Below are 26,700 nucleotides of genomic sequence, written 5' to 3'. Positions count from 1 at the left end.
CTACCCTGGCAGCCCGTGCCACACCCTCGAAAGCTGGTCACGCCATGATCGAACTCGACTACGACGGCTCCGGGTTCCGCCGCAACGGGGCCCCGCACCGGATCGTCGCCGGCGCCCTGCACTACTTCCGCGTCCACCCCGGGCTCTGGGACGACCGGCTGCGCCGCCTGCGCGCCCTCGGCGTCAACACCGTGGACACCTACATCCCCTGGAACTTCCACGAACTGCCCAGCGGTGAGATCGACTTCACCGGCTGGCGGGACGTGGCCCGGTTCGTCCGGCTGGCCCGGGAACACGGACTGGACGTCATCCTGCGGCCCGGCCCCTACATCTGCGCCGAATGGGAGTTCGGCGGCCTGCCCGCCCGGCTGCTCGCCGTCGACGGCCTGCGCCTGCGCTGCGCCGACCCCGCCTTCCTGGCCGCCGTGGACGGCTGGTTCGACGCCCTCGCGCCCGAACTGCTGCCGCTGCTGGCGAGCCGCGGCGGCCCCGTGGTGGCCGTCCAGGTCGAGAACGAGTACGGCAGCTACGGCACCGACGCCGCCTACCTCGCCCACCTGCGCGACGGCCTCGTGGCGCGCGGCGTGGACTGCCTGCTGTTCACCGCCGACGGCGCCGAGGACTTCATGCAGCAGGGCGGCGCGATCCCCGGTCTGCTCGCCACCGCGACCTTCGGCTCCCGCGCCCCCGAGCGCTTCGAGGTGCTCCGCCGCCAGCAGCCCAAGGGGCCGCTCGCCGCCATGGAGTTCTGGATCGGCTGGTTCGACCGGGTCGGCGGGCCCCACCACGTCCGCGACCCCGAGGAGAGCGCCCGCTCCCTGGACGCGCTCCTCGCCACCGGCGCCTCCGTCAACCTCTACATGGCCCACGGCGGCACCAACTTCGGCCTCTGGTCCGGCGCCAACCACACCGGCACCAGCCCCGACACCCCCGGCTACGAACCCACCGCCACCAGCTACGACTACGACGCCCCCATCGGCGAGGCCGGCGAACTCACCGCCAAGTTCCACGCCCTGCGCGACGTCATCGGCCGGTACCTCCCCTTGCCCGACGGCGAACTCCCCGCCGACCCGCCCCGTCTGACCCCGCGCCGCATCGACCGCGGGACCGGCCGGGCCCGCCTGCTCGACTCCCTCGACGCCCTCGCCGCCCCCCGGCACCGGCCCGTCCCGGAACCCATGGAGAACCTCGGCCAGTCCCTCGGCCTCATCCACTACCGCACCCGCGTCCCCGGCCCCCGCCCCACCCTGCCCCTGCGCATCGACGGCCTCGGCGACCGCGCCCAGGTCTTCGCCGACGGCCGCCCCCTCGGCACCCTCGACCGCAACACCCCCGGCGCCACCCTCCCGCTGGCCACCGCACCGGCCGGCACCACCCTGGACATCCTCGTCGAGGCGCTCGGCCGCACCAACTACGGCCCCCAACTCGACGACCGCAAGGGCATCCGGCGCGGCGTCTCGCACGAACGCCAGCGCCTCCACGGCTGGGAGATCCGCCCCCTGCCCCTCACCGACCTGAGCGGCCTGGCCTTCGACCCGGCCACCACCGCCACCGACGGCGACCCCGCCTTCCACCGTTTCGAGACCGACCTCGACACCCCCGCCGACGCCTTCCTCGCCCTCCCCGGCTGGGGCCGCGGCCTGCTCTGGCTCAACGGCTTCCTCCTCGGCCGCTACACCGACGAGGGCCCGCAGCGCACCCTCTACGCCCCCGCCCCGCTCTGGCGCCCGGGCACCAACACCCTCGTCCTCCTCGAACTCACCCGCCACGGCGACGCCCTCGACCTCCGCGACCAGCCCGACCTTGGCCCCGCCACGGACGCCCCCAGCTCCGAGTTCTGAAGCCCCGCTCCCGGCCGGCCGCGAAGGGCCCGCCGCGTGGCGGGTCCTTCGCGGCCGGCCGGCCTACGCCAGGAACCCGCCGTCGACGGCGAGGTGGCTGCCGTTGATGTAGGAGGCGTCGTCGGAGAGCAGGAACGCGACGGCGGTCGCGATCTCCTCCCCGGTGCCGACCCGCCCCATCGGGATCCCGGTCTCCGCGACGCGCCGGGTGCCGTCGGGGTTGGCCCGGGTCATCTCGGTGTCGATGACGACGGGTTGCACTTCGCTGACGCGTACTCCCCGGCCTCCGTACTGGATCGCCGCGGTGCGCGTCAGGCCACGGATGCCGTGTTTGGCGCTGGAGTACTCGGCGGTCGGGCCGCCGCGGTCGGCGAACACGCTGGAGACGTTGACGATCGCGCCGCCCCCGGCGGCGAGGATCGCCGGGATCTGGTACTTGATCCCGTAGAACAGGCCGTTGAGGTCGATGTCGATGGTGCGCTGCCACTGCCGGGGGGTCATCTCGGTCAGCGGGGTGAAGGCGCCGGACACGCCGGCGTTGTTGACGGCGTAGTGCAGGAAGCCGAACTCCTCGACGGTACGGGTGACCGCACGCTCGTGGTCCTCGGGCCTGCTGACGTCTCCCGGGACGGCGAGGGCCCGCCCGCCGGAGGCGGTGATCTCGGCGACCACCTCGGCGAGCTTGTGCTCGCGCCGGCCGACGACGGTGACGGCGGCGCCCCGCCGCGCCAACAGGATCGCGGTGGCCCGCCCCATGCCCGATCCGGCGCCGGTGACCAGCGCGACTCTCCCGGTGAACGGTCGCATCCTGCTCCTCCCTTCTCCGCTGTCGGCCTCAGCGGGCGGTGGGCAGGTCGACCGGGTAGTCCGCGCCGGTGTCGGCGGAGGCCGAGACGGCCTGCCAGGCGGTGGCTTCGGCGATCTGCCCGTGGGAGTAGTCCAGGGCCATCCGGGCCGCGCCGCCGCCCAGGAGCAGGTGGGTGGGCGGGTTCCCGGCCTTGACGATCCGGACCAGGATCTCCGCCGCGCGGTCGGGGTCGCCCACGGCGGCGGCGCCGCCGCGCAGCAGGTCCGCCATGGCGCCCACGCTGGCGCGGTACTCGGCGGGGACGTCGTCGACCTCCATCGAGGCTCCGGCCCAGTCGGTGGCGAAACCTCCCGGTTCGACGACCAGGTAGCGGATCCCCAGCGGCGCGGTCTCGGCGGCGAGGACCCTGGTGAGGCCGTCGACGGCGAACTTGGCCGCCTGGTAGGAGCCGAGCCCCGGGTTCCCGCCGACGCGCCCGCCGATGGAGGAGAACTGGATCACGAGGCCGGCGCCCTGTTCCTTGAGCAGGGGCAGCGCGGCCTTGGAGACGTTGTGGACGCCCCAGAAGTTGGTGTCGAACTGGCGGCGGAAGTCCGCCTCGTCGCCGGTCTCCACCGGCGCGAGGTTGGCGTAGCCGGCGTTGTTGACGACGACGTCGACCCGGCCGAACGCCTGGCGCGCGGTGGCGAAGGCGGCCTCGGCCGCGGCGGCGTCGGTGACGTCGAGGGACACCGGGAGGACGCGGTCGCCGTACCGGGCGACCAGGTCGTCCAGCTGCCCGGGCTTGCGGGCGGTCGCCACGACCCGGTCGCCGGCCGCCAGGGCCGCCGTGGTCAGGGCGCGACCGAAGCCGCGCGAGGAACCGGTGATGAACCATGTCTGCGGTTGCGTGCTCATGGTTCTACTGCATGGCGGCGGACGCCTGGGAGGAGTGGTCGGCCGAGGTGCGGAGCCGTCTGGGCTCCGTGCGGCCCTGCGGAACCGCCGCCGAGCCGGAGTGGGGGCCGACCGCCCGTTCGATCGCCGGCGTCCTGGCGCAGTCCCTGGTGGCCCGCCCGCTCTTCTGCGACCTGCTCGCGCACACCCCGCTGAACCTGGAACGGAACGTCTCCCTGGACACCGTCCGGGCGTTCAAGCTCCGCGCCATCGCGGAGGTGGCGCGGATCGGCGCCGCGCTGCGCACGGCCACCCCGCTCGACGCCGACCAGGCGCGCAGCGTGGTGGTGACCGCGACGTCGATGGCCGGAGCCCTGTGGCAGATGGCCGCACCGGGCACGACGCTGCGCGCCTTCTACGAGACCGACCCCGAACTGTGCCACTCCGTCGTCGAGGTCGAACCCCGCCTCACCGACCTCGTGACCGCCCTGCTCACCGGCTACGCCGTCGCCTCGATCCGACCGGGCGGGGGCTGAGGTTCACCGCAAGGCCGTTCCGTCATGGTCCCCGACCAGGCGCTGTCCGGCCGGTCTCGCCGGACAGAGCACTGGACAGGGCACTGGACAGGGCACCGGACAGGCCCTACCGGCGCCGGCCCCAGCAGGTGATCAGCGGGGCGGTGGTCACGTCCAGCTCGGTGTCGCGGAGGTTGGCCAGGTGCCGGTCCAGGTCGGCGGCGGGGAGGTCGGGGCCGACCAGCTGGTCGCGGAGCTGACGGACCGTCGCCGCCTCCAGTTCCCGGCAGGCCGGGGAGGTGACGGGGAAGTACGCCTCGGCGGCGACCTCCGTCAGGTCCGCGGCACGGAGCAGCCGGGGCAGGGTGCGGCCGAAGGCGAGGTCGGCGCCCCGCTCGGCGAGCCGGGCCCGGAACGCCCGGCGCACCCGGTTCGCCAACTCCTGGTCCGGTCCGTGCTCGTCCGGGCAGGCGAGCGGCTGGAGGGCCGGGTCCGCGTCCTCCACCACCAGCCAGCCTCCGGGCCGCACCGCCGACGCCAGCCGTCGCAGCACCTCGGCCCGGTCGGGCAGGTGCACCAGCAGCAGGCGGGCGTGCACCAGGTCGAACCGCTCGTCGGGCAGCGGATCGCGGGTGACGTCGTGCCAGCGGACCTCGACCCGGTCGGCGGGCAGCCCGGTCAGCCAGCTGGTGTCGAGGTCGCTGGCCAGGACCCGGCCGCTCGGCCCGACCCGCTCGGCCAGCGCCAGCGGGATTCCCGGCCCGCCCGCGCCCACCTCCCAGCAGTGGTGCCCGTCGAGCGGGCCCAGCCGGTCCAGGTGCTCCAGCGTCCACGCGTCGAACAGCTCGGCGATGGCGTCGAACCGCCGGCCCGCCTCCCGCTGCCGGTTGTCCAGCAGGTAGCCGTGCTCGTCGGCCATGCTCCGCCGCCTCTCGGTTCGCTCTTGCCCGTCGCCCGGGATCCGTCGCCCTGCCCGTCGCTCGACGCGGCAGACCGTGATCGTAGGCGATCGGTGCCGGGTGGGCGAAGGCACCCCGGGGCGACCCCGGGGGCGCCGTTCCGTCCCGGGACGCGGCGCTCCCTGGTGGGACGGCCGGGCAGGGGGCACGGCAGGGTGCGGGAGCGGCCCGGGGAAGCGGGTGGGAGCCGAGGCGAGTCGACCGATTAAGCTGATCATCCGAAAGTGGATCAGTCCGCATCCCCCCGCACGACCCGCCCGAGGTGCCCACGATGAGTCAGTCCTGGCAGCCGCTCCCTGACGACCTTTCGGAGCCCGCTCGTCGCCTGGCCGAGGAACTGCGCGCGGTCAAGGACGCGCATCGGATCTCCCTGGCCGAACTCGGGAAGAGGACCTACCTCAGCAAGGCCTCCTGGGAACGGTGGATGAACGGGAAGCGCCTGATCACCCCCCAGGCCCTGGCCGGCCTGATCGCCACGGTCGAGTGCGACGCCGATCTGCTCACCTCCCTGCTGCGGAAGGCCGAGGCCGCGCGCGACACGGACGAGGCGCTCTCCTCCGCGCCCTGGCCGGCGGCCGACGCGGCCCGGTCCGCGCCCGCACCTGAACCCGCAGAGCCTGAACCCGCAGAGCCCGCGCCCGCAGAGCCCGCCGAGGTGCCCGAGCCTGCCCCCGCCCCGGCTGCGCCGTTCGCCCCGTGGCGGCGGCCGTCGGCCCTCGTGGGGGCCGCCGTCGCCGCCGTGCTCATCCTGTTCGCAGGCCTGTACCTGCGCGGCCCGCACGGCGGCCACGGCACGGCGTCGGCGGCGACGCTCCCGCCGAAAACGGCGACGGCGACCGCCGTGAGGGCGCCGCTCTGCGAGGGCGTCGGCTGCGCGGGCAAGGACCCCCAGGCCATGGGATGCGACGTCGACCAGCGCACCCTCCTGACCGGCACCGTGGGCAAGGTCGTCCTCTACGTCCACTACAGCCCGCGCTGCCGGGCCGCCTGGGCCGGGATCACCGACGGCTCCCCGGGGGACAGCGCCACCATCACCACCAACAGCGGCTGGCAGGAGACCGCCCTGATCCACTGGGGCTACGACAACTACTCCGTGATGGTCGACGCGAGCCCCGGCGACACCACCTTGCAGGTGTGCGGCCATCAGAAGGACGGCAACGGCTGCACCGACGTCGTCACCGACCCCGCCGCCCGCGCGAGCGCCCTCCCCAGCCCGGCACCTCCGGCCGCCGCTCCCACCCCCACGCCCTGATCCGGCGTCGCCCGCGCCCTCTCCGGAACCTGGAAGTGATCACCGCGGGGAAACCCACTGGCGGCCCGGGCCCGCACGAACGAACATGGCCCGTATGAGCGACCGACCCGAGCGATGGACCCAGGCGACCGTCTACCCCGACATGTGGACCGACCCTGACGACGACCCCCGCAACAGCGAGGGCGTCTGCCCGGACGGCGAACTCGCCACCCTGGACGACTTCCTGACGAACTACCGCCATACCCTGCGGATGAAGTGCGAGGGCCTGGACCCGGAGCAACTGGCCCGCCGGTCCGTCCCGCCGTCGACGATGTCGCTGCTCGGCCTGGTCCGGCACCTCGCCGAAGTGGAACGGGACTGGCGCGGCTGGATCAGCGACGGTGATCCGCTGCCGAAGCTCTACGGCAAGCGGGACGCGGACTTCGACGGAGCCGTCGCCGGGCAGGCCGAGGTCGACGCCGCGTTCGCCGACCTGGCGCGCGAACAGGCCGCCACCGACGCCGCGCTGGCCGCGCACCCGGATCTGGGCGTGCGGCTGGGGAGGAGCGGGATCGCGGTGCGAGAGCTGCTGGTGCACCGGATCGACGAGTACGCCCGTCACTGCGGGCACGCGGACCTGTTGCGCGAGTGCGTCGACGGGCGGGTGGGCCAGTGAGGCCCGTCCCGGCGCGCTGACCTTCGCGGCCGGCCCCACCAGGCTCAGGAACCGTCGCCCGGTGTCGGACGTCACTCCCCCCGAAGGCCGTTCGCGCAGGTCGCGGGCGGGTGGGAGCCGGAAGGGACGGGTGGGGAGCGGTGACGCAGGTGACCGAAGTGACCGAAGTGACCGAGGTGGCGGACGGGGCCGTGGCGGGCGCCGACGGGACGGGGCCGCAGGGGCGGCGGGCGTTCGCGGTGGCCGGGTTCGCCTCGGGGCGGGGCGGGCGGGCCCGGGAGCGGGGGAAGGCACTGCGGGGCCGGATCCCCCGGGAGCGGCATGCGGAGTTCTCGCCCGTGCCCGGGCGGCCGACGGCCGTCGAGGCGATCGAGGCGTCCAACGCGGGCCGGATCGCCGCGTTGGTGCCGATCCGGGTGGGGCGGATGGCCGCCACGCCGTTCGCGTTCCTGCGCGGTTCGGCCGGACTGATGGCCGCCGACCTGGCGGGCACCCCGGCCACCGGGGTGGGCGCCCAGCTGTGCGGGGACGCGCACGCCGCCAACTTCGGGCTGTACGGCGACGCCCGCGGGCAACTGGTGATGGACATCAACGACTTCGACGAGACCGTGCCCGGCCCGTGGGAGTGGGACCTCAAGCGGCTGGCCGCGAGCCTGGTGCTGGCCGGCCGGGAGACCGGGGCCGACGAGACCACCGCCCGGGAGGCCGCCCAGCACGCGGCCGGCTCCTACCGCCGGACGATGCGCACGCTCGCCAAGCTGCCGGCGCTGGACGCCTGGAACGCCGTCGCGGACGAGCAGTTGGTCTCCTTCACCGAGGCGCACGACCTGGCCGAGGTGCTGCGCAAGGTCGGCGCGAAGGCCCTGGGCAACACCAGTGCCAGGTTCGCCGCCCGCAGCACCGCCCGTACGGCGGACGGCGGTTGGCGGTTCACGGCCGCTCCGCCGGTGCTCACCGAGGTGACCGACGCGACCGCGCGGGCCGTCGCGCAGTCGCTCGGCCCGTACGTGGCGACGGTGCCCGCCGAGGTGCGCACCCTGCTGTCCCGCTACCGGGTGCAGGACGTGGCGTTCCGGGTGGTGGGCACCGGCAGCGTCGGCACCCGCTCGTACGTGGTGCTGCTCACCGACCACCGGGACCAGCCGCTGGTACTCCAGGTGAAGGAGGCCCGCCCGTCCGTGCTGCTGCCGCACCTGGAGCGCGCGGGCCACCCGGTGGCCGGTCAGGACGGCCACGAGGGCCGCCGGGTGGTGCTCGGGCAGAAGCACATGCAGGTGGTCAGCGACACGCTGCTGGGCTGGACGACGGTGGACGGACTCCCCTATCAGGTACGGCAGTTCCGCAACCGCAAGGGCAGCGTCGACCCGGCCGCGCTGCTGCCGGGCCAACTCGACGACTACGCCCGGATCACCGGCGCCCTGCTGGCCCGGGCGCACGCGCACACCGCCGACCCGGGCCTGCTGGCCGGCTACTGCGGCAGGAGCGAGGCGCTGGACGAGGCGGTCGCCGCCTTCGCGGTCGCGTACGCGGACCGGACCGAGGCCGACCACGCCGACCTGGTCGCGGCGGTGCGCGCCGGCCGTCTGCCGGCCGACCACGGCGTCTGACCAGGGCGTCTGAACCTGGCCGGACAAACCGGGCCGGACGAACCGGGAACGCCCGCGTCAGACGGACAGGAACGGCGCCACCGCGGCGACGAACTCGGCGGGCCGGGCACTGTGCACCAGGTGCCCGGCCTCGATGGTGACCATCCGGCAGTCCGGGATCAGCCGGGCCAGCTCGGCGAGCCGCTCCTGCGGCACATGGCTCGCCGAGCCGCCCGCGACCACCAGGGTGCGGGCGGTGATCCCGGCCATCCCCGCCAGCCAGGCCGGGTCGGGGGTGTCGACCTGCGCCTTGACGGCCTTCACCACGGCCCAGTCGAAGTGCACCGGCTCGTCCGGCGCGTCCGGCACCGCGCCGGCCGGTCGCGGGTGCGGTGCCGGGATGTCCTCCAGGACCAGGCGGCCGATCCGCTCCGGCCGGGCCTGGGCCACCAGGTAGCCGACCACGCCGCCCATCGAGTGGCCGAGCAGGTCGACCCGCGCCAGGCCGAGCGCGTCGAGGAAGGCGAGCACGTCGTCGCGCATCTCCTCCAGGCCGTACCGGGCGGTGCGGCCGCTGTCGCCGTGGCCGCGCAGGTCGAGCGCGTACACGCGGTGCCCGGGGGCGAGGGCGGGCAGCACGACGTCCCAGTCCGTGGCGCGCTCCCCGAGGGCGTGCAGCAGCACCAGCGCCGGGCCGTCCGGCGGGCCGCTCTCGCGGTAGGCGAGCGCCACCTCGGGCAGGTCCACGATCCGGTTCTCGGTCATGACCGCCACCGTACGTGCGGACTTCCGCTAGCGGACCGCTGTTCGCCCACGGCTCACCGCGACGGGCTCGCCGGTCGCCTCCCGGGCCGCCCGCCGGCCGGCGAACACCGAGGCCAGGACGGCGAGGGCGGCGACCGCCGAGCACACCACACTGGTGGCCAGGTAGGCGGAGCGGTGGTCACCGCCCCCGGCGGTCTGCCGCAGGTAGACGCCGGACAGCGCCGAGACCGCGACCGCCGCCGCGATCCGCTGCGCCATCTGCAGGATGGCCCCGCTCACCCCGGCCGCCTCGGCGGGCGCGTGGCGCAGCACGTACGCCTGGTTGGTGGCGCCCATCACGCCGACCGAGGCGCCGCCGAACAGTTGCAGCAGCGCCAGCAGCCAGGGCAGGACGGCGGCGGGCGCCCAGTGCGCGACCAGCCCGCTCACCAGCATCACCAGGGCGGAACCGGTCATGCCCGCGGTGACGGTGCGCCGGCCGAAGCGCTGCACCACCCGCCAGGCCAGCGCGGAGGCGACGCCCATGGCCACCGCCGAGGGCAGCGCGACCAGCGCCGCGCCCAGCGGGGAGAGGCCCAGGCCGTCCTGGAGGAACATGGTGAGCACCAGTCCGGCGGCGAGCGAGGAGCCGAACTGGGCCATCGCGGTCGCGGTGCCGAGCGCGTACGGCGCGGAGCGGGTGAGCGCCGGGTGGATCAGCGGGTGGCCGCCGGAGCGGGCGTAGCGGCGCTGCCACCAGGCGAGCGTGCCGAGCAGCAGGACGGCGGCGGCCGCGAAGGCCAGCCAGCCGGTCCAGCCGGGCGGTTGGACGAACGGCAGCATCAGGGCGAGGGTGAGCGCGGCGACCAGCAGCAGGCCGACCAGGTCGAGGTCGGCGTGCCGGGTGCTCGGGCGCGGCCGGGGCAGGTGACGCACCGCCAGCGCGACGGTGGCCAGGCCGAACGGCACATTGAGCAGGAAGGTCAGCCGCCAGCCGTGCTCCGGGCCGACGGCCGCCAGGACCGCGCCGCCGATCGGCGGGCCGAGCGCGAAGGCCAGCCCGCCCGTGACGGCGTACATGCCGAGGGCGCGGGCCCGCAGCTGGCCGTCGAACACGTCCTGGAGGGTGCCGATCATCTGCGAGTTGACCAGCCCGGCGCCCACGCCCTGGAGCAGCCGGGCGGCGATCAGCACCCCGGGCGCGGTGGCGGTCGCCGAGACCAGGCTGACCAGGGTGAACAGGGCGAGGCCGGTGACGAAGAACCACTTGCGGCCCTTGACGTCGCCCAGCCGCCCGCCGGGGATCAGCGCCAGGCCGAAGGCGAGCGAGTAACCGGCGACGATCCACTGCAGGTGGGCGGGCTGGGCGTGCAGGCTCTCACGCAGCGCCGGGATGGAGGTGTTGAGGACGGACTGGTCCAGCAGCGTGGTGAAGCCGCCGGCGACGCAGACCAGCAGGACGCGGCGCCCGGCGGCGTCGAAGCGCTCGCGGGGCCCGGCGGCTATCCGGACTTTCGGGCGCCTCACGGTTCCACCACCACCAGTGCGTACCGGGCGTCGTCCGGGCCGGGGGCGCGGAAGCGGCTCGTCCCGGAGACGTAGCGCAGGCAGTCGCCGGGGCCGAGCAGCTGCGGCTCGCCGTCGACGGTGAGCTCCAACGCCCCCTCGAACACCCACAGGTGGTGTTCCAGGTCCGCCACGCAGGGGCGGTCGTAGGCGATGTCGGCGCCGGCGGGCAGCCGGCCCTCGACGATCTCGGCGCGCAGCGAGCCGTGCGGCGGGGAGACGGAGCGGCGGACGAAGCCGGTGGTCTCGTCCCGCCAGATCCGCTGGTCCGCGGCCCGCACCAGCCGGGCCGGCGCCGACTCGACCTCGGCGAGCAGCCGGGACATGGTCCGCCCGTACACGGCGCAGAGCCGTCCGAGCAGCGCGGCGGTCGGACTGACCTCGGCCCGTTCGACCCGCGACAGCGTCGACCGGCTGACGTCCGCCAGCCGGGCCAGTTCCTCCAGCGTCCAGCCCCGCTCCAGCCTCAATTCGGCGAGCCGGTTGGCGAGCCGCTCGTCGGCGGCCGTCTCGATTCCCATATTCGCGATGCTATCCCGGATATGAGATCACTCCCAGGGGCGCGGGCCGCTGCGGCCGGGGCGTGGAGAAGGACGGGAGGCGTGGAGTCGACCGGGACGGCGTGCTGGGTTCCCGTGCGCGCCCCCGTCGACCCGTCGACCCGCTGACCCGTCGGCCCGTCGGTCCGCCAGTCCGCCAGTCCGTCGGTCCGCCAGTCCGGGAGGGGCGTTGATCATATGATGTGCGGCGGATCGGGGCCGGTCGATGGCCCACAGGCGAGGGGGAATCATGTTCGGCATCATCAGACCGTGCAAGCACCGGCTGTCCGAACGGCTCCAGGCGTCGTGGCTGGCGCACCTGTGCGGGCTCTGCCTCGCCCTGCGCGACGACCACGGCCAACTCGCCCGCACCGCCACCAACTACGACGGTCTGATCATCTCGGTGCTGGTCGAGGCCCAGGCCGCCCGCGAGGACGCCTCCTGGCGGCGCACCGCCGGGCCCTGCCCGCTGCGCGGCATGCGCACCGCCTCCGTCGCCCGGGGCGAGGGCGCCCGGCTCGCCGCCGCCGTCTCGCTCGCCCTCGCCTCGGTCAAGATCCGCGACCACGTCGAGGACCGCGACGGCGTGTTCGGCCGCCGCCCGGTCGCCGCCGGGGCCCGCGCGGTCACCCGGCGGTGGGACCGGCAGAGCGCCGGCAGCGCCTCGACGGTCGGCTTCGACACCGGGGTGCTGCTCGAAGCCGCCTCCCGACAGAGTGAGTTGGAGCGGTCGCTGCCGCCCGGCGGCTCCGTCCTGCTGGTCACCGAGCCCACCGAGACCGCCACCTCGGCCGCGTTCGCACACACCGCCGTCCTCGCCGGGCGCCCCGGCAACGCCGCCCCGCTCGCCGAGGCCGGCCGGCTCTTCGGCCGGCTCGCCCACCTCCTCGACGCCGCCGAGGACCAGGCCGCCGACGCCGACGCCGGCGCCTGGAACCCGCTGACCGCCACCGGCACCGACCGCGCCGAGGCCGAACGCCTCTGCCGCGACGCCGTCCACGGCATCCGGCTCGCGCTGCGCGAGGTCGAACTGACCGACCGGGCCCTGGTGCACCTGCTGCTCGCGCACGAGACCGGGCAGGCCGTCCAGCGGGTCTTCGGTCCGGCCGCCCACACCGCCGCCTCCCGCACCCGGAACGCCGGCCCCGCCGCCGACGGGTCCGCGCACGCCGCGAGCGACGGGTCCGCGCACGCCGCCGCCGGCGAGCACCCGCACGATGCGCCGCCGCGCCAGGCGCCGCCCGGGCAGACCCCTGGCCAGGACCCAGGTCAGGCCCCGCTCCCGCCGCGGGTGCCCCAGGGCCCCGGCTTCACCCCGATCGGCGGCAAGCCGCCGCGGCCGCGCAACCTGCTGGCCGGCTGCGCGGTGTGGGCGCTGATGGCCTGCACCTGCCAGCTGCTCTGCTGCGACCACGACGACCCGTTCAGCCGGGAGCGCCGGGACGGCTGGTGCGCGCGGCACGACTGCGAATGCCCGGACTGCTGTGACGGGTGCAACGGGTGCGACTGCTGCAACGGGTGCGACGGCTGCGACTGTTGCGGTGGCTGCGACTGCGGGTGCGACTGCTGACGTGCCGCACCGTCAGCAGTCCGGAGTCCACCGCGCCGCCGGCGGCAGCGGCGGCATCGACGACACCGCCACCTGATCGACCGCCACCGGCCCGGAGTGCCCCCGCGACACCCCGGGCCGGTCCGCCGCCCCGTACACCTCACCGCGCCGCCAGAGCGGCAGCACCACCACCGGGCGCCACTCCGGCCCGTCAGGCATCGGACCCGGCCGCCGCCCGGTCCGCCGCCCGGTCCGCCGCCCGATTCCCCGTTCGGCCCGCCATCCGGTCCGCCGCCAGCGAGTTCTCCAGCCGCGCCAGCAACTCCCGGAACCGCTCGGTGTCCTGCTCCGTCATCCGCCCCTCGGGCGCCGCCCCCGGCCACTCGGCCGTTCTCTCGTTCATGGGTCCGACGTTAGACCTCGACGATCAACAGACGATAAATGCGGAACGCGCGCCTACGCCTGCGGCGGTGGGCGGAGTCGATCCTCTTGGCGTGTGCGGGGGTTGGTGGTTCACTTCTGGCATTAGGAAACTTTCCTAACATGACATCAGCGCACGACCGCCTCCCCCACGAGAGGACCACCTCCCCATGGGCCGTAGCAGCACCAGGACACTGATCGCCGCGGCGGCACTCGCCGCCCTGCTCCCGCTCGCCTCCGCACCGGCCGGGGCCGCCGCACCTGCCGCACCCGCCGCCCGCAGCCCCAAGGCCGCCTTCCAGCACCCCGGCGTGCTGGTCAGCGGGCAGCAACTCGCCTTCCTCAAGGGCAAGCTGGACGCCGGGGCCGAACCCTGGACGTCCGCCTTCGCCGATCTCCGGTCGAGCAAGTACGCCTCGCTCGACTGGCAGCCCCGGCCGCGCGCCAACGTCGAGTGCGGGTCCAGCTCCCACCCCAACAACGGCTGTTCGGACGAGCGCGACGACGCGATGGCCGCCTACGCCCACGCCCTGCTGTGGACGCTCACCCGCGACCAGCGGTACGCCGACAAGGCGATCGCGATCATGGACGCCTGGTCGGCCGTGATCCAGGAGCACACCAACAGCAACGCCCCGTTGCAGACCGGCTGGTCGGGCAACAACTGGTCCCGGGCCGCCGAGTTGATCCGCTACTCCGGAGCGGGCTGGCCGGCCGCCTCGGTCGACCGCTTCGCCACCATGCTGCGCACCGTCTACGTGCCGCTGCTGTCGCCCGGCAGCCCGCGCAAGAACGGCAACTGGGAGCTGATCGAGACCGACGCCCTGATGGGCATCGCGGTCTTCCTCGACGACCGCGGCCTGTTCGACCAGGCCGCCGACATGTGGCGCAAGCGCCTGCCCGCCTACGTCTACCTGTCCTCCGACGGCGACCTGCCGGTACCGCCGCCCAAGGCCGGGATCGAGGGCGAGTCCGCGCTGGTGAAGTACTGGTCCGGCCAGTCGACCTTCGTGGACGGGCTGTCGCAGGAGACCTGCCGCGACTTCGGCCACACCGGCTGGGGCCTGGAGGCCGCCGCCCAGACCGCCGAGACCGCCCGGCTGCAGGGCCTCGACCTATGGAGCGAGGGGCGCGAACGGCTGGTCAAGGCCCTGGAGTTCCACACCGCCTACGACAACGGCGCGAACGTGCCGGACTGGCTCTGCGACGGCTCGGTGAAGACCGGCCTCGGCCCGGCCGTGCAGCTCGCGTACAACGAGTACCACCTGCGCGAGGGCGTGGCGATGCCGCAGACCGAGCGGTACGTGGCCGCGCACAGCCCGTTCGGGGCCAACTACTTCATCGGCTGGGAGACCCTGACCCACACCAGCGCGCCCTGACGGCACGGGCGGGGAACGGCGGTTCCGGGAGCGCGCCCGCCCGGAACCGCCGTTCCGGCTGCGCCCCTTCCCCGCCTGTGCCCCTTCCCCGGAGCGTCCGTTCCGGGAACAGGCCGGCCGGGAACGGGCGTTCCCGGGAACGCCCGTTCCGCGCGTGGCTCACCCCTCGGGGAACAGGCCCTCCAGGACGGCGGCCACCCCGTCCTCGTCGTTGCTGCCGATGACGTGGTCCACCGTGGCCAGCACCTCCGGGTGGGCGTTGGCGACGCCGTACGAGGTGCCCGCCCAGGCCATCATCGGCAGGTCGTTGGGCATGTCGCCGAACGCGACGGCCTGCTCACGGGTGATCCCGCGCCGCCGCGCCAGTTCGCCGAGCGCGGCGGCCTTGCTCACGCCCTTCGCGACGGCCTCGACCAGCCGCTCGCCGTTCGCGTGGTAGACCGTCACCAGCTCGCCCAGCACCGGGCGGGCCAGCGCCAGCAGCTCGTCCGCGGACAGTTCCGGGTGACGGCCGATCAGCTTGGGTGCCGGGCGGCCGAACAGCCGCGCGTCGTCGAGGCGTTGCACGGTGGTGTCGGCGTCCCAGGCGCCCGCCTCGTAGTGCGCGTCCCCGGCCAGCTCCTGGGCGTACTCGACGGCCAGCCCGATCCCCGGCACGGCCTCGCGCAGCCGCCGGGCGCTCTCGCCGAGCACGTCGACCGGGATCGGGTTCTCGGCGATCACCGCGCGGGTGCGCATGTCGTAGCCGAAGGCGCCGTTGGAGCAGATCGCGACGCCCCGGTGGCCGAAGGCGGCCGCGATCTCGCCCATCAGGCGCGGCGGGCGGCCGGTGACCAGGACGACGAGCCCGCCGGCCCGTTCGACCCGGGCGAGGGCGGCGACGGTGCGGGCCGAGACGGTGCGGTCGCCGCGCACGATCGTCCCGTCCAGGTCGGTGGCCACCAGGCGCGGCCGCCGGATCGGGGTGACGGTGGGTGGGGTGGTGCTCGGGAGGCTCATGGGTCGGTGCTCCGTGCTGGTCAGGGTTTCGGTCGGGGCGGCCGGGCGCGGGGGCGTGTGCGGTACACGCGCGTACGGCGCGGGCGGTGCGCACGCGGCGGGCACGCGGTGTGTGCGTGCGCGCGGGGCGCCCGGTTCGGCGGTGCAGGGAGCTCGCGGGCCGGGCCCCGGCGGTGGCCGGGCCGACGGTCGCCAGACGCTCGGACGGTACCACCGGCGTGGCCCGTTCGGCGACGACCGAGCACCGCCTCCGAGCACCGCCTCCGAGCCCTGAGCAATTTCATTAGGAAACTTTCCTTACCTTCTAGACCGCCGTCGGCCGCAGACCGTACTCTGCTGCCGCGAGCTCGCGCTGCAGCCCCCACAGCGACCGGCGCACCGTTCCTCCCCCCACTGCCTCCGGCGGCACCGCCCCGGAGATCGGAGCACACCCATGCGAGTTTCCCGAACCCGACGCCTCGCCACCGTCACCGCGGCGGCCGCCCTGGCCGCCGGCGCGGCCTGGACCGCCACCTCCGCCGCCACCTCCGCCGCGGCGGCCACCGCCCCCGCCCGGGCGACCGTCACGGCCGTGCAGCAGGCGTCCGCCGGCGGGCTGACCCCCGACCAGCACCGCCGGGCCGACCAGCTGATCAGCATCTTCGAGAACAGCACCACCGAACTCCAGTACGGCTACGCCGAGAACATCAACGACGGCCGCGGCGTCACCGCCGGCCGCGCCGGCTTCACCACCAACGACGGCGACGCGCTCAAGGTCGTCCGCGCCTACACCGGTGTCTCCCCCGACAACCCGCTGGCCCGCTTCATCCCCGAGCTGGAGCGCCTGGCCGCCGCCGGCAGCGGCGACACCAGCGGCCTACCCGAGAGCGACTACATCGCCGCCTGGAAGCAGGCCGCCCAGGACGCCGCCTTCCGGCAGGTCCAGGACGACCAGGTCGACCAGCGCTACTTCACCCCCGCCATGGACCAGGCCGACCGGCTCGGCCTCACCACCGCCCTCGCCCGCGCCGAGCTGTACGACGCCTCCATCCAGCACGGCAACGGCAGCGAGTACGACGCCCTGCCCGCGCTCATCGGCCGCACCAACGCCAAGGTCGGCTCACCGTCCAGCGCCGGCGAGAGCACCTGGCTGAACGCCTTCTTCGACGTCCGCGTCGACGACCTCACCAACCCCGCCAACTCCTCCACCGCCGCCGAGTGGAGCAAGTCCGTCGACCGGGTCGAGTGCCTGCGCCGGATCGCCGCCACCGGCAACTACAACCTGGACGGCCCGCTCAGCGTCACCGCCTTCGGCTCCGGCTACACCATCGACTGACCCACCCGCACCCGTCGAGCCCGGGGTCCGGTGGGTGGGACCGGACCCCGGCCCGGCGAAGCCCGCCCGCCCCCCGGACTCCCCGACCCCGGCGGAGCGCGGCCGCGCCGGGCGATCCGACCGCCGGTGGCAGCAGGGAGCCGGGGCTCCCCGCCGCCACCGGCGGTCCGCGCTTCCCCTCCGCCGATCCGCTCACCGCCCGTCCTCGTTCGTCGGCTGACGGGTGCCCTACGATCGACCGAATGAGCACAGCTGGACGGACTACGGCCACGGACGGGGCGCCGCAGCCCGTCACCCTCGCTCCACTGTCAGGACCTGGACAACAGCCGTGGAACCGGCAGCGGCTCCGGAGCAACAACGAGTGGCTCCTGCTGGAGCGGCTGCGCTGCCACGGCCCGCTCTCTCGGGCCCAACTCGCCCGCGACACCGGGCTGTCCAAGCCCACCGTCTCCACCGCGCTGGCCACCCTCGAACTCGCCGGGCTCGCCCGCGAGGCCGGCAGGTTCGCCCCCGAACGCGGCCGCACCGCCGTCCTGTACGAGACCGACCCGGGCGCCGGGCACGTCCTCGGGCTCGACATCGGCCGGGCCCGGCTGCGGGTCGCCGTCGCCGACCTGTCCGGGCGGGTCGTCGCCCGCCGCGACCTGCCCAACCGCGGCCGCTCGGCCGACGCCGTCGCCGACGCCGTGGTCGCGGCCGCCCGCGAGGCCATCGCCGAGGCGGGCCTGCCCGGCACCGCCGTCGCCCACACCGTGGCCGGCACGCCCGGGGTCTGGGACGAACGCAGACGCAGCGTCAGACTCGCCGCCAGCCTGCCCGGCTGGGGCCGCCCCGGCCTGTTCGACCGAATAGCCGACGGCCTGGGCACCACCGTCACCGTCGCCAACGACGCCAACCTCGCCGCCGTCGGCGAGTACACCTACGGAGCGGGCGCGGGCAGCCGACTCTTCGTCTACCTGCTGGTCGGCACCGGACTCGGCCTGGGCGTGGTCAAGGACGGCGAACTGCTGACGGGCGCGCACGGCGCGGCCGGCGAACTCGGACTGCTGCGACTGCCGGGCTGCACCTCCGCCACCGGCACCACCCTGGAGGAGACCGTCTCCGCCGACGCCGTGGTGCGCACCGCCCTCGACCTCGGGATGCGGCGGCCGCTCACCGCCGAGAAGGTGTTCGCCCGGGCCCGGCTCGACGAGCCCGCCGCGGTCGAGGCCGTCCGGCAGGAGGTGGACCGCCTCGGCTACGTGCTCGCCGTCGTGGCCGCGCTGCTCGACCCGGACGTGATCGTCCTCGGCGGCGGCATCGGGCGCAGCGCCGACCTGCTGCTGCGCCCGCTGGAGCAGGCCCTGCACGAGCGCTCCCCGCTGCGGCCCCGGCTGGAGCCGAGCCGGCTCGGCCAGGACGCCGTCCTGCTGGGCGCCGTCGCCACCGCCCTGGAGGCGGCCCGCCCCGAGGTCTTCGAGCGGCGCACGGCCCCCGTCCCGGGCTGACCGGCCGAGCAGCCGACCGGCGGTCAGGTGCGGGCGGGCAGGGCGGCGTCCAGCAGCACACGGGCGGCCGCCTTGGCGTCGGCGGCGGCGCTCGGGTCGCCGTGCACGGCGGCGGTGGTCATCGCCCCCTCGGCGAGCAGCGCCAGTTGGGCGGCGATGGCGGGCGGGGCTCCGGCAGCCTCGGCCAGACAGGCGAGGTAGGCGTTGAACTCCTCCTTGTGGTGCCGGGCGGTCGCCGCGACCGCCGGCGAGACGGCGCCCAGCTCGCCGAAGGAGTTGACGAACGCACAGCCGCGGAAGCCGGGTTCGGCGAACCAGCGGCCGAGCCAGTCGAAGACGGCGAGCAGCTGGTCGCGCGGCTGCACGGCGGCGCCCGCCACGTAGACGGCGAGGTTCGCGCGCCAACGCCCGTCCCGGCGCCGCAGGTACGCCTCGACCAGGTCGTCCTTGGACGGGAACTGCTGGTAGAGCCGGCGCATCGTCAGGCCGGAGGCCGCCCGGACGGCGTCCATGCCGACCGCCTGGATGCCCTGCCCGTAGAACAGTTCCTCGGCCGCGTCGAGGATCAGGCCCCGCGGGTCCTGGTGGTCCATCTGCCGTGCCCTTTGCGTGAGAACGATGGTTCTCCTAGGGTAGCCGCTACGGCGAGAACGACCGTTCTCGCCGTCGGCTCCGCCGTACCCGAGGAGACCCCCGTGACCGAACAGCGCCCTCCCCTGCCCCCGTTCACCCCGGAGACCGCCCGACGGAAGGTCCGCGCCGCCGAGGACGCCTGGAATACCCGCGACCCCCACCGCGTCGCCCTCGCCTACACGCCCGACAGCCGGTGGCGCAACCGCACCGAGTTCCTCACCGGACGCGAGCAGATCGCCGACTTCCTCACCCGCAAGTGGCACCGCGAACTCGACTACCGCCTCGTCAAGGAGCTGTGGGCGCACGACGGCGACCGCATCGCCGTCCGCTTCGCCTACGAGTGGCACGACGACGCCGGCCAGTGGTACCGCTCCTACGGCAACGAGAACTGGGAGTTCGACCGCGACGGCCTGATGGCCCACCGCCACGCCGCCATCAACGACCTGCCGATCACCGCCGCCGAACGCCTCTTCCACTGGCCGCCCGGCCGGCGCCCCGACGACCACCCCGGCCTCACCGACCTCGGGCTCTGACCGCCGCGTCAGGGGCCCCGTCCCGGTGTCGGCCGTCACCGTGACGGCAGCCTTTCCCGGGGGACCCGAGGAGGCCGCCCATGAGAAGGTCATGCGTGCGATCAACCGAAACGGCGACCAGAACCATGAGCTCGTACTGGTGGACGGCATGAGTCCTGCGGACGTCGTGCTCGCCCATCGCGCGGCGCTTCAGGTGCTGCGCCCGTGCATCGAATCGGCCTGCCTCGACGCCTACAGCGACGACGCCTGGCCGCCTGCGGTCCTGCACTCGTACGAGCGTGCGCTGTCCCTGGCCCGAGAGTCCGTGGCGGCGGGCATTCGCCCCCGACGCGCCGATCCCGGCATGGGGATCGAGATCGACGTTCGCGACGACGCACAGTTCGAGCTGCTGTTGGACTTGGCCGCCCACACCATCAACGCCGAAGGGTGGCGGGGGGACCAGTTGGTGTTCGGCGCCAGCGACTCGGGCACCTCGCTCTGGATCGCCGTGACAGCGGAACAACTCGCCGAGCTCCTGTCCCGGCTGGGCGCGCTGGGGATCCCGTCGACCGCGTTCACCGTCCAGTCCCGCGACCGCTGAGACGCCCCCACACCGCGGGCTCGCGGAGCCGGAGGACCAGGGACGACGCATGGCGGAGGGGAGTGCGGCAACTGCACCGCGCCCCCTCCATTGCCGGGTGCCCAGCAGGCTGTTCGCGGTGGAAGTGGCCCATTGAACCGGGACGGTCCGACCATCCGTCTTCACGAGGGACTTGAGGAATCGCCCGCGCGGGTTCGGGTCGGCGCCGAGCAGGCGTAAGGACGACGCAAGGGATGCGTATGAAACGAGACAAAGTGGCGTTTATCGGTCAACCGGAATGCCATATTTTGTCCCGCCCCATACGGAACTTGCAAGGAGAGCACGTGCGTTCGAGGAAGAAGTTGTCGGCCGTGGCCGCAGGGATGAGTGCCGTGGCCGTCCTCGGTCTGGCGGGGCCGGCGATGGCCGACGGCTCGTACGACCCGGCCCAGGAGAACTGCAACGCCGCCAACACGGTGACTCCCGGCTCGACCAGCCTGGTGTGGTGCATCCAGGCGGCGCAGCACACCTCGGAGGTCAAGAACCGGGCCCGCGGTGAGTTCGTCCAGGATCTGCTCGACAGCCTGATCAAGCAGTCCGGCGGCTTCTACAACGTCATGGTCTTCAACATCAAGGGCGACAACGCCTTCGGAGACCCCTGGTACGTCCACAACTACGAGCAGAACCTCCAGAACGTCGCCTTCACGTACGACGTCGACTACCACGACCAGACCTCGCGCGAGGACCAGACCTACCGGATCTGGATCTTCTCCGGCGGCGGCAGCTTCGCCAACGGCTTCGACGGCGGCTGGGGCAACTGGGGGTTCTACGGCCTCTTCAACCGGACCACCCGCGAGCACACCTGGACGTACCCGAGGGGCACGGGCAGCGCCGGCCAGCGGTACAACCACACCGACGGCGTCGTGAACTTCTCCCCGCGGACGATCCCGAGCGTGCCGGCGGACCCCGGCATCCCCGCGCCGAGCGGGCAGCCGGCCACCCAGATCATCCCCGCGATGCCGCAGGACCCCGGTGTGCCGTACGACCCCGGGGTGCCCGCCACGCCGGCCAAGCCCCCCCACACCGGCAAGCCCGGCGGTCCGGCCGAGCCCGGCACCAAGCCCGACCCCGGCACCCCCACCGGCTCCGGCCGGCCCGCGCTCAACACGCCCGTGCACCTGCGGACGGTCAACAACCTCGGCGCCGTCGCCACCGGCTCCGGCGAGGGCGCCTCGGTGATCGCCGGCAAGCCGGGCGACGCGGGCGGCACCTGGACGTTCCGCGACGCGGGCGGCGGCCGCTACCGGATCACCAACGCGCTCGGGCGGGACCTCACCGAGAACACCGGCACCTACTTCGCCAACACCAAGGCGTGGAAGGGCTCTTCGGAGCAGAAGTGGGAGGTGAGGAACGTCTCGGGCGACCGGTACGTGATCCGGATCAGCGACCAGGACTGCCTGACCTACCACGAGGACGGCAAGGAACTCGGGGTCTGGACCTGCGACGGCTCCGCCGAGCAGCAGTGGACCGTCACCCGCTAGCCGTCGCGTCGCGCCGTCCCGCCCGTCGGCCGCACAGGCGGCGGGCGGGCGGGAGCGGTACGGACCCGACCCGACCCCGGCGCTACCTGAACAGGCGGTCGCCGCTGGTGGCCATGCGGTGGGTGCCGCTGTGGCGGTTCACCCAGTCGCGGACGAGGTTGATGGCGTTGGCGCACTGCCAGCTGTTGTCGTACTCGCGCACGCCGGTGAAGGCGCCGTAGCCCGCGATGATGCCGTCCACGCCCGCATCACCGAGCAGTTTGTCGACGTACCACGGGTCGTTGTAGGTGGCCGTCCAGGACAGCGTGGCCGCGAGGCGTCCGGCGGCCCGGTCGCCCGCGCCCTTCTTCAGCTCCGCACACGTGTTGTAGGTGGCCTCCGTGCAGTTGCCGAAGCCCTTGGTGATGTCGGTGTCGCCGTAGTCCATCGCCCGGTGACCGGCCGGGAATCCGGACCCGGACCGGTTGAAGGCGCCCTGGACCTGGTCGCGGGTGCCGGTCGAGGTGATGCCCTCCAGCGGGCCGAGCTTGCCCTCCAGGCTCTGCCAGCCCCTGCCGCCGACGTCCGGGGTGTTGCCGCCGTGGTACTCGAAGAAGCCGTAGAGCACCTGGATCCCGGCGGCCGTCAGCCGCTGCGCCTTGTCGCGCAGCCCGGCGACGCTGCACGTGCGGTTCGGCTGCTCTCCGCAGTAGTTCGGGTCCTTGATGTCCAGCCAGACCAGCGACAGCCGGCGTCCGGCGTTGGCGTTGGCGAGGATGCGGTCGATCATGCTGTCGAAGCTGGGGCCCAGCCGGTTCTCGCCGGCCGAGGAACAGTCGTGGTAGGCGCGCCATTCGTTCGGGTTCCACCAGGCGCAGACATCAATCTCGATGGCGTTGGCGCCGTGGCCGAGCGCGGCGTCCACGCCGTCCAGGGTGTCGACCCGGTGCGCGATGGCGTAGATCGCGTGACGCGAGTCGGCTGCCGCCGCCGGGGTCGTACCGAGCGCGGTGAGGCCGACGATCCCGCACAGTGCCGCCAACAGCGCCAGCACCTTCCGCGCGCCGGTGCCGTGCCTGAGGTGAGTGGTCAAGAAAGGTGCTCCTTCATGTCGGCGCCCTGAAGCCGTCGCCGATGGACGACGCCCCCGACCCAGGACTGGCCATGTCCACCTCAGTCTGCCATTGGTTCGTGCCCGGTACGGGGAAACGGCGCAGATCCCCCGTTGAAGTCCGTCGCGCGAGGCCAACTCGGCCCGGAGCGCGGGCAACTGCTCCTCGGCGGACTCGTGCGGCAGGAACTCGACCGGGTCGAGGAGGCGGAACGGCACCCGGGTCATCGCACGCCCCATCCCGACCGGCCCGCGCGCCGCTGTCGAGCTCGGACGCGGCGGCCGCCCCACGCGGCGGGGCGCGGGGCGGCCGGGGGTCCGGGGGCAGCTCCTGACGGATGGTCCGGGCGGCGGGCCTCAGTTCCAGATGCCGGTGATGTCACCGGCGTTGGCCGCGTTGCCCGCGTGGGTGGTGGCGCCGGCGAGGTCCTCCAGGGTGCGCAGCACGTTGTAGTGGTTGTAGGTGGCGGCGGAGGTGCTGCCGGGGGTGACGTGGGCGCCGTAGAAGACGGTCGGGATGCGGTTGCCCGCGAGGCGGTTGTCCTCGTCGAAGGTGACCACGAGCAGGCTGTTGTGGCTCTTGGCCCAGGCGGCGTAGGCGCCGAGGTTGTTCTTGATCCAGGTGTCGCCGGTGCCGACCGAGCAGTCGTGCATGTCGCTGCAGAGGTTCGGCACGACGAACGAGACGTTCGGCAGGATGGTGTAGTCGGTCGGGAATTGGGCGAAGGTCTTGGCCGAGTTCAGCGGGACGTTGCCGAAGCCGAACCAGGGGTTGTGCTTCTGCGCGTACTTGCCGCTGCTGCACGCGGTGCTGCCCTGGGCGGGCAGGGTCTCGTTGTAGCTGGCCCAGGTCTTGCCTGCGGCGGTGACCTCGGAGGCCAGGTTGGGGCCCTGGAGGGCGCCGACCGAGACGCAGCTGTCGTCGGTGACGCCCTGGGTGGAGCCGGAGAACAGGGCGTAGTAGTTCGGCTGGCTGGGGTGGGTGATGCCGAACGACTGGGTGAGGCTGGCGCCGCCGGTGGCCAGGGAGTTGAGGTAGGGGGCACCGCTGCTGCCGATGACCTGGTTGTAGGCGTGGTTCTCCATCACCACGACGATGATGTGGTCGGGCGCGGGCAGGGCGGCGGCCTGCGCGGTGGAGGCGGTGACGGCCCAGAGGCCGGCGGAGGCCGCGACCAGGGCGGCCGCCGAGCCGAGGGCGGTGGCGGTGCGACGGGAGCCGGGCCTGGTGGACGAAGTCATGACAATTCCTCGGGTAGGGAGCCGCCTGGGCTCGGACGCTCGATCGGGCCGGGGAGGCGAACCGGCTAGTAGGGCGTGCCGTTGGCGAAGTCGTGGGCGACGGTGGACTCGACGGTGGTGAGCACGCCGGAGTCGGTGGTGATCAGGCCCAGCTCGCGGTTGTTGTTCAGCGAGTTGTCGGAGAAGTTCTCCGAACCGGCGAACACCTTGGCCGAGGGGGTGCCGTAGTCGGCGACGATCGCCTTGGCGTGGATGTACAGGCCCGTGGTGGAGGAGTAGGTGACCACCTTGCCGCCGGCCGCGACCACCTGGTCGAAGGAGCTGCCGTAGGACGAGGGGTTCATGCCGACCACGCGCACGGTGACGCCCCGGCCGGCAGCCGCGGCCACCGCGTCCACCAGGGCCGGGTCGCCGAACTCCAGCTGCTGCACGTCGAGCGTGCGCTGCGCGCCGTTGATCAGGTCCAGCAGGCGGGTCTGCGAGTCGGTGGGCGACCAGACCAGGTTGTCACCGTCGGAGGGGGTGATCGAGGTCTGGGCGTAGTCGGCGGCGAAGACCTGCTCGATCGCGGCGACATCGTTGGCGTCGGTGTCGACGACGCCGTAGTCGCGGCTGCTGGAGTAGTAGGTGGAGTCCAGGTTCCCGGTCAGGATGAGGGACTTGGCGCCGTCCACGGTGACGGTCTTCTGGTGGGTGTAGACGAACGCGGAGGAGGAGTACGTCACCCCGACGCCGGCGGCCCGCAGGGCCGAGTAGGCGGCGCCGTTGACCGAGGTGTGCTTGCCGTCGAGGATCACCCGGACCTTGACGCCGGCCTGCTGGCGGCCGATCAGGGCGCTGACGGCGGTGGTGTCGCGCAACTCGTACATCGTCACGTCGACGGAGCTCGTGGCGGAGTTGATGAGGTCGTAGACGACACCGTGGTCCTGGTCCGGAAACACGATCGGCGTGTACGTGGCGGCGGTGGCCGCCTGGGCGGTGCCGGACAGCGGTATCAGGCCGGCGGCGGCGAGCAGCAGCGCGCCGGTGCGGCGCGCGAGGGTGGCCAGGGGCATGCGGGACTCCACGATTGATGAGGTGGGGGGCCTGGGCGGAGGTGCGGGAGCACGCGCGAGGCGCCCGAACAGCATCGGGTGGATCGGTCGACGCGGGTAGACGACGGCAGGTAAAACCTTGACCCCGGGTCGGGAAACGGATGGTGCGGCCGATCGGGTTCACTTTGCCAGCCGCAGGCCCCTCCGGTGATAGTGGATCTTCGAGGACGTGGCCGGACGCCGCGTCAGCCGAGTGAGAGAACAGAGGATCATGGCGAAGATCAGCCTTCTGCGTCCGCTCGCGGTGGCGGCCGCGGGTGTCGTCCTGCTGGCGACCGGAGCCGCGCAGGCCGTGGCCGCCGACCAGGGCACCGGCGGTGCGCCCACCCCGGACACGGCCGCGGTGCGCGCTGCCCTCCAGGCGACCACCGACGCGGGCGCCCCGGGCGCCTTCGCGGTGATCCGCGACCACGGCGACGCCGAGTCCACCCGGTCGCTGACCGTCGGCAAGGCCGATCTCGACGGCACCCCGATGAACTCCTCGTGGAGGTTCCGGGTCGGCAGCAACAGCAAGATGTTCAACGCCGTTCTCGTGATGCAGCTGGCGGAGCAGGGCCTGATCGACCTCGACAAGCCGCTGCGCGACTACCTGCCGGCCGGCACCCTGCCGGACACCTGGACCATGACGGGCCGCCAGGTCATGGAGCACCGCGCCGGGATCTACGACCACACCAACGACCTGCTGGAGCAGGCCGGCGAGGAGACCACCAGCGCCTTCGAGGCGCGCATCCGGACCAACGTGTACGCGCCGCGCGACCTGGTGGCGATGTCCGTCAAGCACGGCCAGCAGTACACGCCCGGGAGCCGCTACTCCTACTCCAACACCGACTTCGTCCTGATGGGCCTCGCGGTCGAGCACCTCACCGGCCGCCCCTACGAGGACGTCCTGCGCGAGCGGATCATCGAGCCGCTGGGCCTGAGCAAGACCTCCTTCGTGGTGCCCGACCAGGAGATCCAGGGCGCGCACGTCACCGGCTACCTCACCAACGACGACCGCACCAAGCCGCTGCTGGACTCCACCGCGCAGACCGGCTCCTGGGTGTGGACGGCCGGCGCGGTCATCTCCGACGCCGCGGACCTCGACCACTTCCTCACCGCGCTGATGGCGGGCAGCTCCGGCGGGCTGGTCTCGGACGACTCGCTGAAGCAGATGACGGCCGCCCTGGCCACGCCCACCGCCAAGATCGGCTACGGCCTCGGGCTGCGCCGCATCTCGCTGTCCTGCGGCGACGTGTACGGCCACGGCGGCATCGTCCAGGGCTTCCAGACCCAGTCCTTCGCCACCCCGGACGGCAAGCGCTCCGTCGTCGTGTTCGCCAACGCCTCCAACAACGGCGCCGTGACGCAGGGCCTGATGAACGCGCTGGAGCCGGCCTTCTGCGGCAAGAAGCCGGCCGTCGCGCCGCGGACCGCGTTCGCCCCGAGCGCCTTCGCCGTGACCGACGCGCTGCTGCCCGTGGTGGAGGACACCCGGATCTGACCCGTCCGCACAGTCTGCCGCTCACGCGCCCGCACGGCCCA

Annotated in this window: 26 protein-coding genes; 13 read left to right on the top strand and 13 right to left on the bottom strand. The window is 73.7% G+C overall.

What is annotated here, in order from left to right; genetic code table 11:
* Nucleotides 1–44 precede the first annotated feature (44 nt).
* Nucleotides 45–1,841 (top strand): beta-galactosidase, encoded by a 1,797-nt coding sequence (locus tag ACIPLC_RS10855; RefSeq protein ID WP_400472619.1) that lies wholly within the window; start codon nt 45–47, stop codon nt 1,839–1,841.
* Nucleotides 1,842–1,904: 63 nt separating this feature from the next.
* Here the strand turns inward: ACIPLC_RS10855 and ACIPLC_RS10850 are convergent, their stop codons facing one another.
* Both ACIPLC_RS10850 and ACIPLC_RS10845 read right to left on the bottom strand, forming a co-directional pair.
* On the bottom strand, nt 1,905–2,648 hold the full coding sequence (locus ACIPLC_RS10850; protein WP_400472618.1) for an SDR family NAD(P)-dependent oxidoreductase: 744 nt from the start codon (nt 2,646–2,648) through the stop codon (nt 1,905–1,907).
* A gap of 28 nt (nt 2,649–2,676) precedes the next feature.
* Nucleotides 2,677–3,546 (bottom strand): SDR family NAD(P)-dependent oxidoreductase, encoded by an 870-nt coding sequence (locus ACIPLC_RS10845; protein WP_400472617.1) that lies wholly within the window; start codon nt 3,544–3,546, stop codon nt 2,677–2,679.
* On the opposite strand from ACIPLC_RS10845, the gene ACIPLC_RS10840 reads away from it, so the two are divergent.
* Nucleotides 3,525–4,061 carry a TetR/AcrR family transcriptional regulator gene (locus tag ACIPLC_RS10840; protein ID WP_400472616.1) on the top strand — a complete coding sequence of 179 codons (537 nt, stop codon included), beginning with the start codon at nt 3,525–3,527 and terminating at the stop codon, nt 4,059–4,061. The two genes, ACIPLC_RS10845 and ACIPLC_RS10840, sit on opposite strands and share 22 nt — an antisense overlap.
* A 106-nt stretch (nt 4,062–4,167) precedes the next feature.
* On the opposite strand, the gene ACIPLC_RS10835 is transcribed toward ACIPLC_RS10840, so the two are convergent.
* Nucleotides 4,168–4,959 (bottom strand): class I SAM-dependent methyltransferase, encoded by a 792-nt coding sequence (locus ACIPLC_RS10835; protein ID WP_400472615.1) that lies wholly within the window; start codon nt 4,957–4,959, stop codon nt 4,168–4,170.
* Nucleotides 4,960–5,270: 311 nt separating this feature from the next.
* Between ACIPLC_RS10835 and ACIPLC_RS10830 the strand changes: the two genes are divergently transcribed.
* The 3 genes from ACIPLC_RS10830 to ACIPLC_RS10820 all read left to right on the top strand — a co-directional run bounded on the left by ACIPLC_RS10830 (nt 5,271) and on the right by ACIPLC_RS10820 (nt 8,513).
* Nucleotides 5,271–6,251 carry a DUF2690 domain-containing protein gene (locus tag ACIPLC_RS10830; RefSeq protein WP_400472614.1) on the top strand — a complete coding sequence of 327 codons (981 nt, stop codon included), beginning with the start codon at nt 5,271–5,273 and terminating at the stop codon, nt 6,249–6,251.
* A gap of 94 nt (nt 6,252–6,345) precedes the next feature.
* On the top strand, nt 6,346–6,906 hold the full coding sequence (locus tag ACIPLC_RS10825) for a DinB family protein (protein WP_400472613.1): 561 nt from the start codon (nt 6,346–6,348) through the stop codon (nt 6,904–6,906).
* Nucleotides 6,907–7,073: 167 nt separating this feature from the next.
* On the top strand, nt 7,074–8,513 hold the full coding sequence (locus ACIPLC_RS10820) for a DUF2252 domain-containing protein (RefSeq protein WP_400472690.1): 1,440 nt from the start codon (nt 7,074–7,076) through the stop codon (nt 8,511–8,513).
* Nucleotides 8,514–8,570: 57 nt separating this feature from the next.
* Here ACIPLC_RS10820 and ACIPLC_RS10815 read toward each other — a convergent pair whose 3' ends face one another.
* The 3 genes from ACIPLC_RS10815 to ACIPLC_RS10805 are packed head-to-tail and all read right to left on the bottom strand — an operon-like array spanning nt 8,571 to nt 11,323.
* The gene (locus tag ACIPLC_RS10815) at nt 8,571–9,257 is read right to left on the bottom strand and encodes an alpha/beta fold hydrolase (RefSeq protein WP_400472612.1); all 687 of its coding nucleotides are present in this window, start codon (nt 9,255–9,257) and stop codon (nt 8,571–8,573) included.
* 27 nt (nt 9,258–9,284) lie between these two features.
* Nucleotides 9,285–10,763 (bottom strand): MFS transporter, encoded by a 1,479-nt coding sequence (locus ACIPLC_RS10810; protein ID WP_400472611.1) that lies wholly within the window; start codon nt 10,761–10,763, stop codon nt 9,285–9,287.
* On the bottom strand, nt 10,760–11,323 hold the full coding sequence (locus ACIPLC_RS10805; RefSeq protein WP_400472610.1) for a helix-turn-helix domain-containing protein: 564 nt from the start codon (nt 11,321–11,323) through the stop codon (nt 10,760–10,762). Before ACIPLC_RS10805 ends, ACIPLC_RS10810 begins: the two co-directional genes overlap by 4 nt.
* 268 nt (nt 11,324–11,591) lie before the next feature.
* Between ACIPLC_RS10805 and ACIPLC_RS10800 the strand changes: the two genes are divergently transcribed.
* A complete protein-coding gene (locus tag ACIPLC_RS10800) occupies nt 11,592–12,911 on the top strand; it encodes a DUF5685 family protein (protein WP_400472609.1) in 1,320 nt (439 codons plus the stop codon).
* A 12-nt stretch (nt 12,912–12,923) separates the two neighbouring features.
* Here ACIPLC_RS10800 and ACIPLC_RS10795 read toward each other — a convergent pair whose 3' ends face one another.
* Nucleotides 12,924–13,109 (bottom strand): hypothetical protein, encoded by a 186-nt coding sequence (locus ACIPLC_RS10795; protein WP_400472608.1) that lies wholly within the window; start codon nt 13,107–13,109, stop codon nt 12,924–12,926.
* A complete protein-coding gene (locus tag ACIPLC_RS10790) occupies nt 13,102–13,293 on the bottom strand; it encodes a hypothetical protein (RefSeq protein WP_400472607.1) in 192 nt (63 codons plus the stop codon). The genes ACIPLC_RS10795 and ACIPLC_RS10790 overlap by 8 nt, the downstream gene beginning before the upstream one ends.
* Nucleotides 13,294–13,480: 187 nt before the next feature.
* Here ACIPLC_RS10790 and ACIPLC_RS10785 point away from each other — a divergent pair, with 187 nt between their 5' ends.
* Nucleotides 13,481–14,686: an alginate lyase family protein gene (locus ACIPLC_RS10785; protein ID WP_400472606.1), complete on the top strand. Its 1,206-nt coding sequence runs from the start codon at nt 13,481–13,483 to the stop codon at nt 14,684–14,686.
* Nucleotides 14,687–14,845: 159 nt separating this feature from the next.
* Here ACIPLC_RS10785 and ACIPLC_RS10780 read toward each other — a convergent pair whose 3' ends face one another.
* Entirely contained in the window at nt 14,846–15,685 is an 840-nt protein-coding gene (locus ACIPLC_RS10780; protein ID WP_400472605.1) for an HAD family hydrolase, read from the bottom strand.
* A 433-nt stretch (nt 15,686–16,118) separates the two neighbouring features.
* Between ACIPLC_RS10780 and ACIPLC_RS10775 the strand changes: the two genes are divergently transcribed.
* Together ACIPLC_RS10775 and ACIPLC_RS10770 are read left to right on the top strand one after the other, a co-directional pair.
* The gene (locus ACIPLC_RS10775; RefSeq protein WP_400472604.1) at nt 16,119–17,000 is read left to right on the top strand and encodes a chitosanase; all 882 of its coding nucleotides are present in this window, start codon (nt 16,119–16,121) and stop codon (nt 16,998–17,000) included.
* A gap of 242 nt (nt 17,001–17,242) precedes the next feature.
* Nucleotides 17,243–18,487, top strand: coding sequence for an ROK family protein (locus ACIPLC_RS10770; RefSeq protein ID WP_400472603.1), 1,245 nt, complete (start codon nt 17,243–17,245; stop codon nt 18,485–18,487).
* A gap of 23 nt (nt 18,488–18,510) precedes the next feature.
* On the opposite strand, the gene ACIPLC_RS10765 is transcribed toward ACIPLC_RS10770, so the two are convergent.
* The gene (locus tag ACIPLC_RS10765; RefSeq protein ID WP_400472602.1) at nt 18,511–19,080 is read right to left on the bottom strand and encodes a TetR/AcrR family transcriptional regulator; all 570 of its coding nucleotides are present in this window, start codon (nt 19,078–19,080) and stop codon (nt 18,511–18,513) included.
* Nucleotides 19,081–19,182: 102 nt separating this feature from the next.
* Between ACIPLC_RS10765 and ACIPLC_RS10760 the strand changes: the two genes are divergently transcribed.
* The 3 genes from ACIPLC_RS10760 to ACIPLC_RS10750 all read left to right on the top strand — a co-directional run bounded on the left by ACIPLC_RS10760 (nt 19,183) and on the right by ACIPLC_RS10750 (nt 21,753).
* Nucleotides 19,183–19,653 carry a DUF1348 family protein gene (locus ACIPLC_RS10760; protein WP_400472601.1) on the top strand — a complete coding sequence of 157 codons (471 nt, stop codon included), beginning with the start codon at nt 19,183–19,185 and terminating at the stop codon, nt 19,651–19,653.
* A 25-nt stretch (nt 19,654–19,678) separates the two neighbouring features.
* On the top strand, nt 19,679–20,233 hold the full coding sequence (locus tag ACIPLC_RS10755) for a hypothetical protein (RefSeq protein ID WP_400472600.1): 555 nt from the start codon (nt 19,679–19,681) through the stop codon (nt 20,231–20,233).
* Between the two features lie 323 nt (nt 20,234–20,556).
* The gene (locus ACIPLC_RS10750) at nt 20,557–21,753 is read left to right on the top strand and encodes a hypothetical protein (protein ID WP_400472599.1); all 1,197 of its coding nucleotides are present in this window, start codon (nt 20,557–20,559) and stop codon (nt 21,751–21,753) included.
* An 82-nt stretch (nt 21,754–21,835) separates the two neighbouring features.
* Here the strand turns inward: ACIPLC_RS10750 and ACIPLC_RS10745 are convergent, their stop codons facing one another.
* From ACIPLC_RS10745 to ACIPLC_RS10735, 3 genes are all read right to left on the bottom strand, one after another.
* Nucleotides 21,836–22,825, bottom strand: a complete 990-nt coding sequence (locus tag ACIPLC_RS10745) for a phospholipase (RefSeq protein ID WP_400472598.1) — start codon at nt 22,823–22,825, stop codon at nt 21,836–21,838.
* A gap of 375 nt (nt 22,826–23,200) precedes the next feature.
* Nucleotides 23,201–24,085: an alkaline phosphatase family protein gene (locus ACIPLC_RS10740; RefSeq protein ID WP_400472597.1), complete on the bottom strand. Its 885-nt coding sequence runs from the start codon at nt 24,083–24,085 to the stop codon at nt 23,201–23,203.
* Between the two features lie 65 nt (nt 24,086–24,150).
* The gene (locus ACIPLC_RS10735; RefSeq protein ID WP_400472596.1) at nt 24,151–25,140 is read right to left on the bottom strand and encodes a phospholipase D-like domain-containing protein; all 990 of its coding nucleotides are present in this window, start codon (nt 25,138–25,140) and stop codon (nt 24,151–24,153) included.
* A gap of 250 nt (nt 25,141–25,390) precedes the next feature.
* On the opposite strand from ACIPLC_RS10735, the gene ACIPLC_RS10730 reads away from it, so the two are divergent.
* The gene (locus tag ACIPLC_RS10730) at nt 25,391–26,659 is read left to right on the top strand and encodes a serine hydrolase domain-containing protein (RefSeq protein ID WP_400472595.1); all 1,269 of its coding nucleotides are present in this window, start codon (nt 25,391–25,393) and stop codon (nt 26,657–26,659) included.
* Nucleotides 26,660–26,700 lie beyond the last annotated feature (41 nt).

It is taken from the genome of Kitasatospora sp. NPDC086801 (genome assembly GCF_044745805.1).
Classification (GTDB): Bacteria; Actinomycetota; Actinomycetes; order Streptomycetales; family Streptomycetaceae; genus Kitasatospora.
This window is presented reverse-complemented; position numbering and strand designations above follow the sequence as displayed.

Coding starts and splice junctions, on each gene's coding strand:
- ACIPLC_RS10840 (WP_400472616.1), top strand. CDS start 3,525: ATGTCTGCGGTTGCGTGCTCATGGTTCTACTGCATGGCGGCGGACGCC.
- ACIPLC_RS10795 (WP_400472608.1), bottom strand. CDS start 13,109: ATGCCTGACGGGCCGGAGTGGCGCCCGGTGGTGGTGCTGCCGCTCTGG.
- ACIPLC_RS10790 (WP_400472607.1), bottom strand. CDS start 13,293: ATGAACGAGAGAACGGCCGAGTGGCCGGGGGCGGCGCCCGAGGGGCGG.
- ACIPLC_RS10740 (WP_400472597.1), bottom strand. CDS start 24,085: ATGACTTCGTCCACCAGGCCCGGCTCCCGTCGCACCGCCACCGCCCTC.
- ACIPLC_RS10780 (WP_400472605.1), bottom strand. CDS start 15,685: ATGAGCCTCCCGAGCACCACCCCACCCACCGTCACCCCGATCCGGCGG.
- ACIPLC_RS10735 (WP_400472596.1), bottom strand. CDS start 25,140: ATGCCCCTGGCCACCCTCGCGCGCCGCACCGGCGCGCTGCTGCTCGCC.
- ACIPLC_RS10845 (WP_400472617.1), bottom strand. CDS start 3,546: ATGAGCACGCAACCGCAGACATGGTTCATCACCGGTTCCTCGCGCGGC.
- ACIPLC_RS10765 (WP_400472602.1), bottom strand. CDS start 19,080: ATGGACCACCAGGACCCGCGGGGCCTGATCCTCGACGCGGCCGAGGAA.
- ACIPLC_RS10825 (WP_400472613.1), top strand. CDS start 6,346: ATGAGCGACCGACCCGAGCGATGGACCCAGGCGACCGTCTACCCCGAC.
- ACIPLC_RS10800 (WP_400472609.1), top strand. CDS start 11,592: ATGTTCGGCATCATCAGACCGTGCAAGCACCGGCTGTCCGAACGGCTC.
- ACIPLC_RS10805 (WP_400472610.1), bottom strand. CDS start 11,323: ATGGGAATCGAGACGGCCGCCGACGAGCGGCTCGCCAACCGGCTCGCC.
- ACIPLC_RS10775 (WP_400472604.1), top strand. CDS start 16,119: ATGCGAGTTTCCCGAACCCGACGCCTCGCCACCGTCACCGCGGCGGCC.
- ACIPLC_RS10835 (WP_400472615.1), bottom strand. CDS start 4,959: ATGGCCGACGAGCACGGCTACCTGCTGGACAACCGGCAGCGGGAGGCG.
- ACIPLC_RS10730 (WP_400472595.1), top strand. CDS start 25,391: ATGGCGAAGATCAGCCTTCTGCGTCCGCTCGCGGTGGCGGCCGCGGGT.
- ACIPLC_RS10830 (WP_400472614.1), top strand. CDS start 5,271: ATGAGTCAGTCCTGGCAGCCGCTCCCTGACGACCTTTCGGAGCCCGCT.
- ACIPLC_RS10785 (WP_400472606.1), top strand. CDS start 13,481: ATGGGCCGTAGCAGCACCAGGACACTGATCGCCGCGGCGGCACTCGCC.
- ACIPLC_RS10855 (WP_400472619.1), top strand. CDS start 45: ATGATCGAACTCGACTACGACGGCTCCGGGTTCCGCCGCAACGGGGCC.
- ACIPLC_RS10850 (WP_400472618.1), bottom strand. CDS start 2,648: ATGCGACCGTTCACCGGGAGAGTCGCGCTGGTCACCGGCGCCGGATCG.
- ACIPLC_RS10815 (WP_400472612.1), bottom strand. CDS start 9,257: ATGACCGAGAACCGGATCGTGGACCTGCCCGAGGTGGCGCTCGCCTAC.
- ACIPLC_RS10770 (WP_400472603.1), top strand. CDS start 17,243: ATGAGCACAGCTGGACGGACTACGGCCACGGACGGGGCGCCGCAGCCC.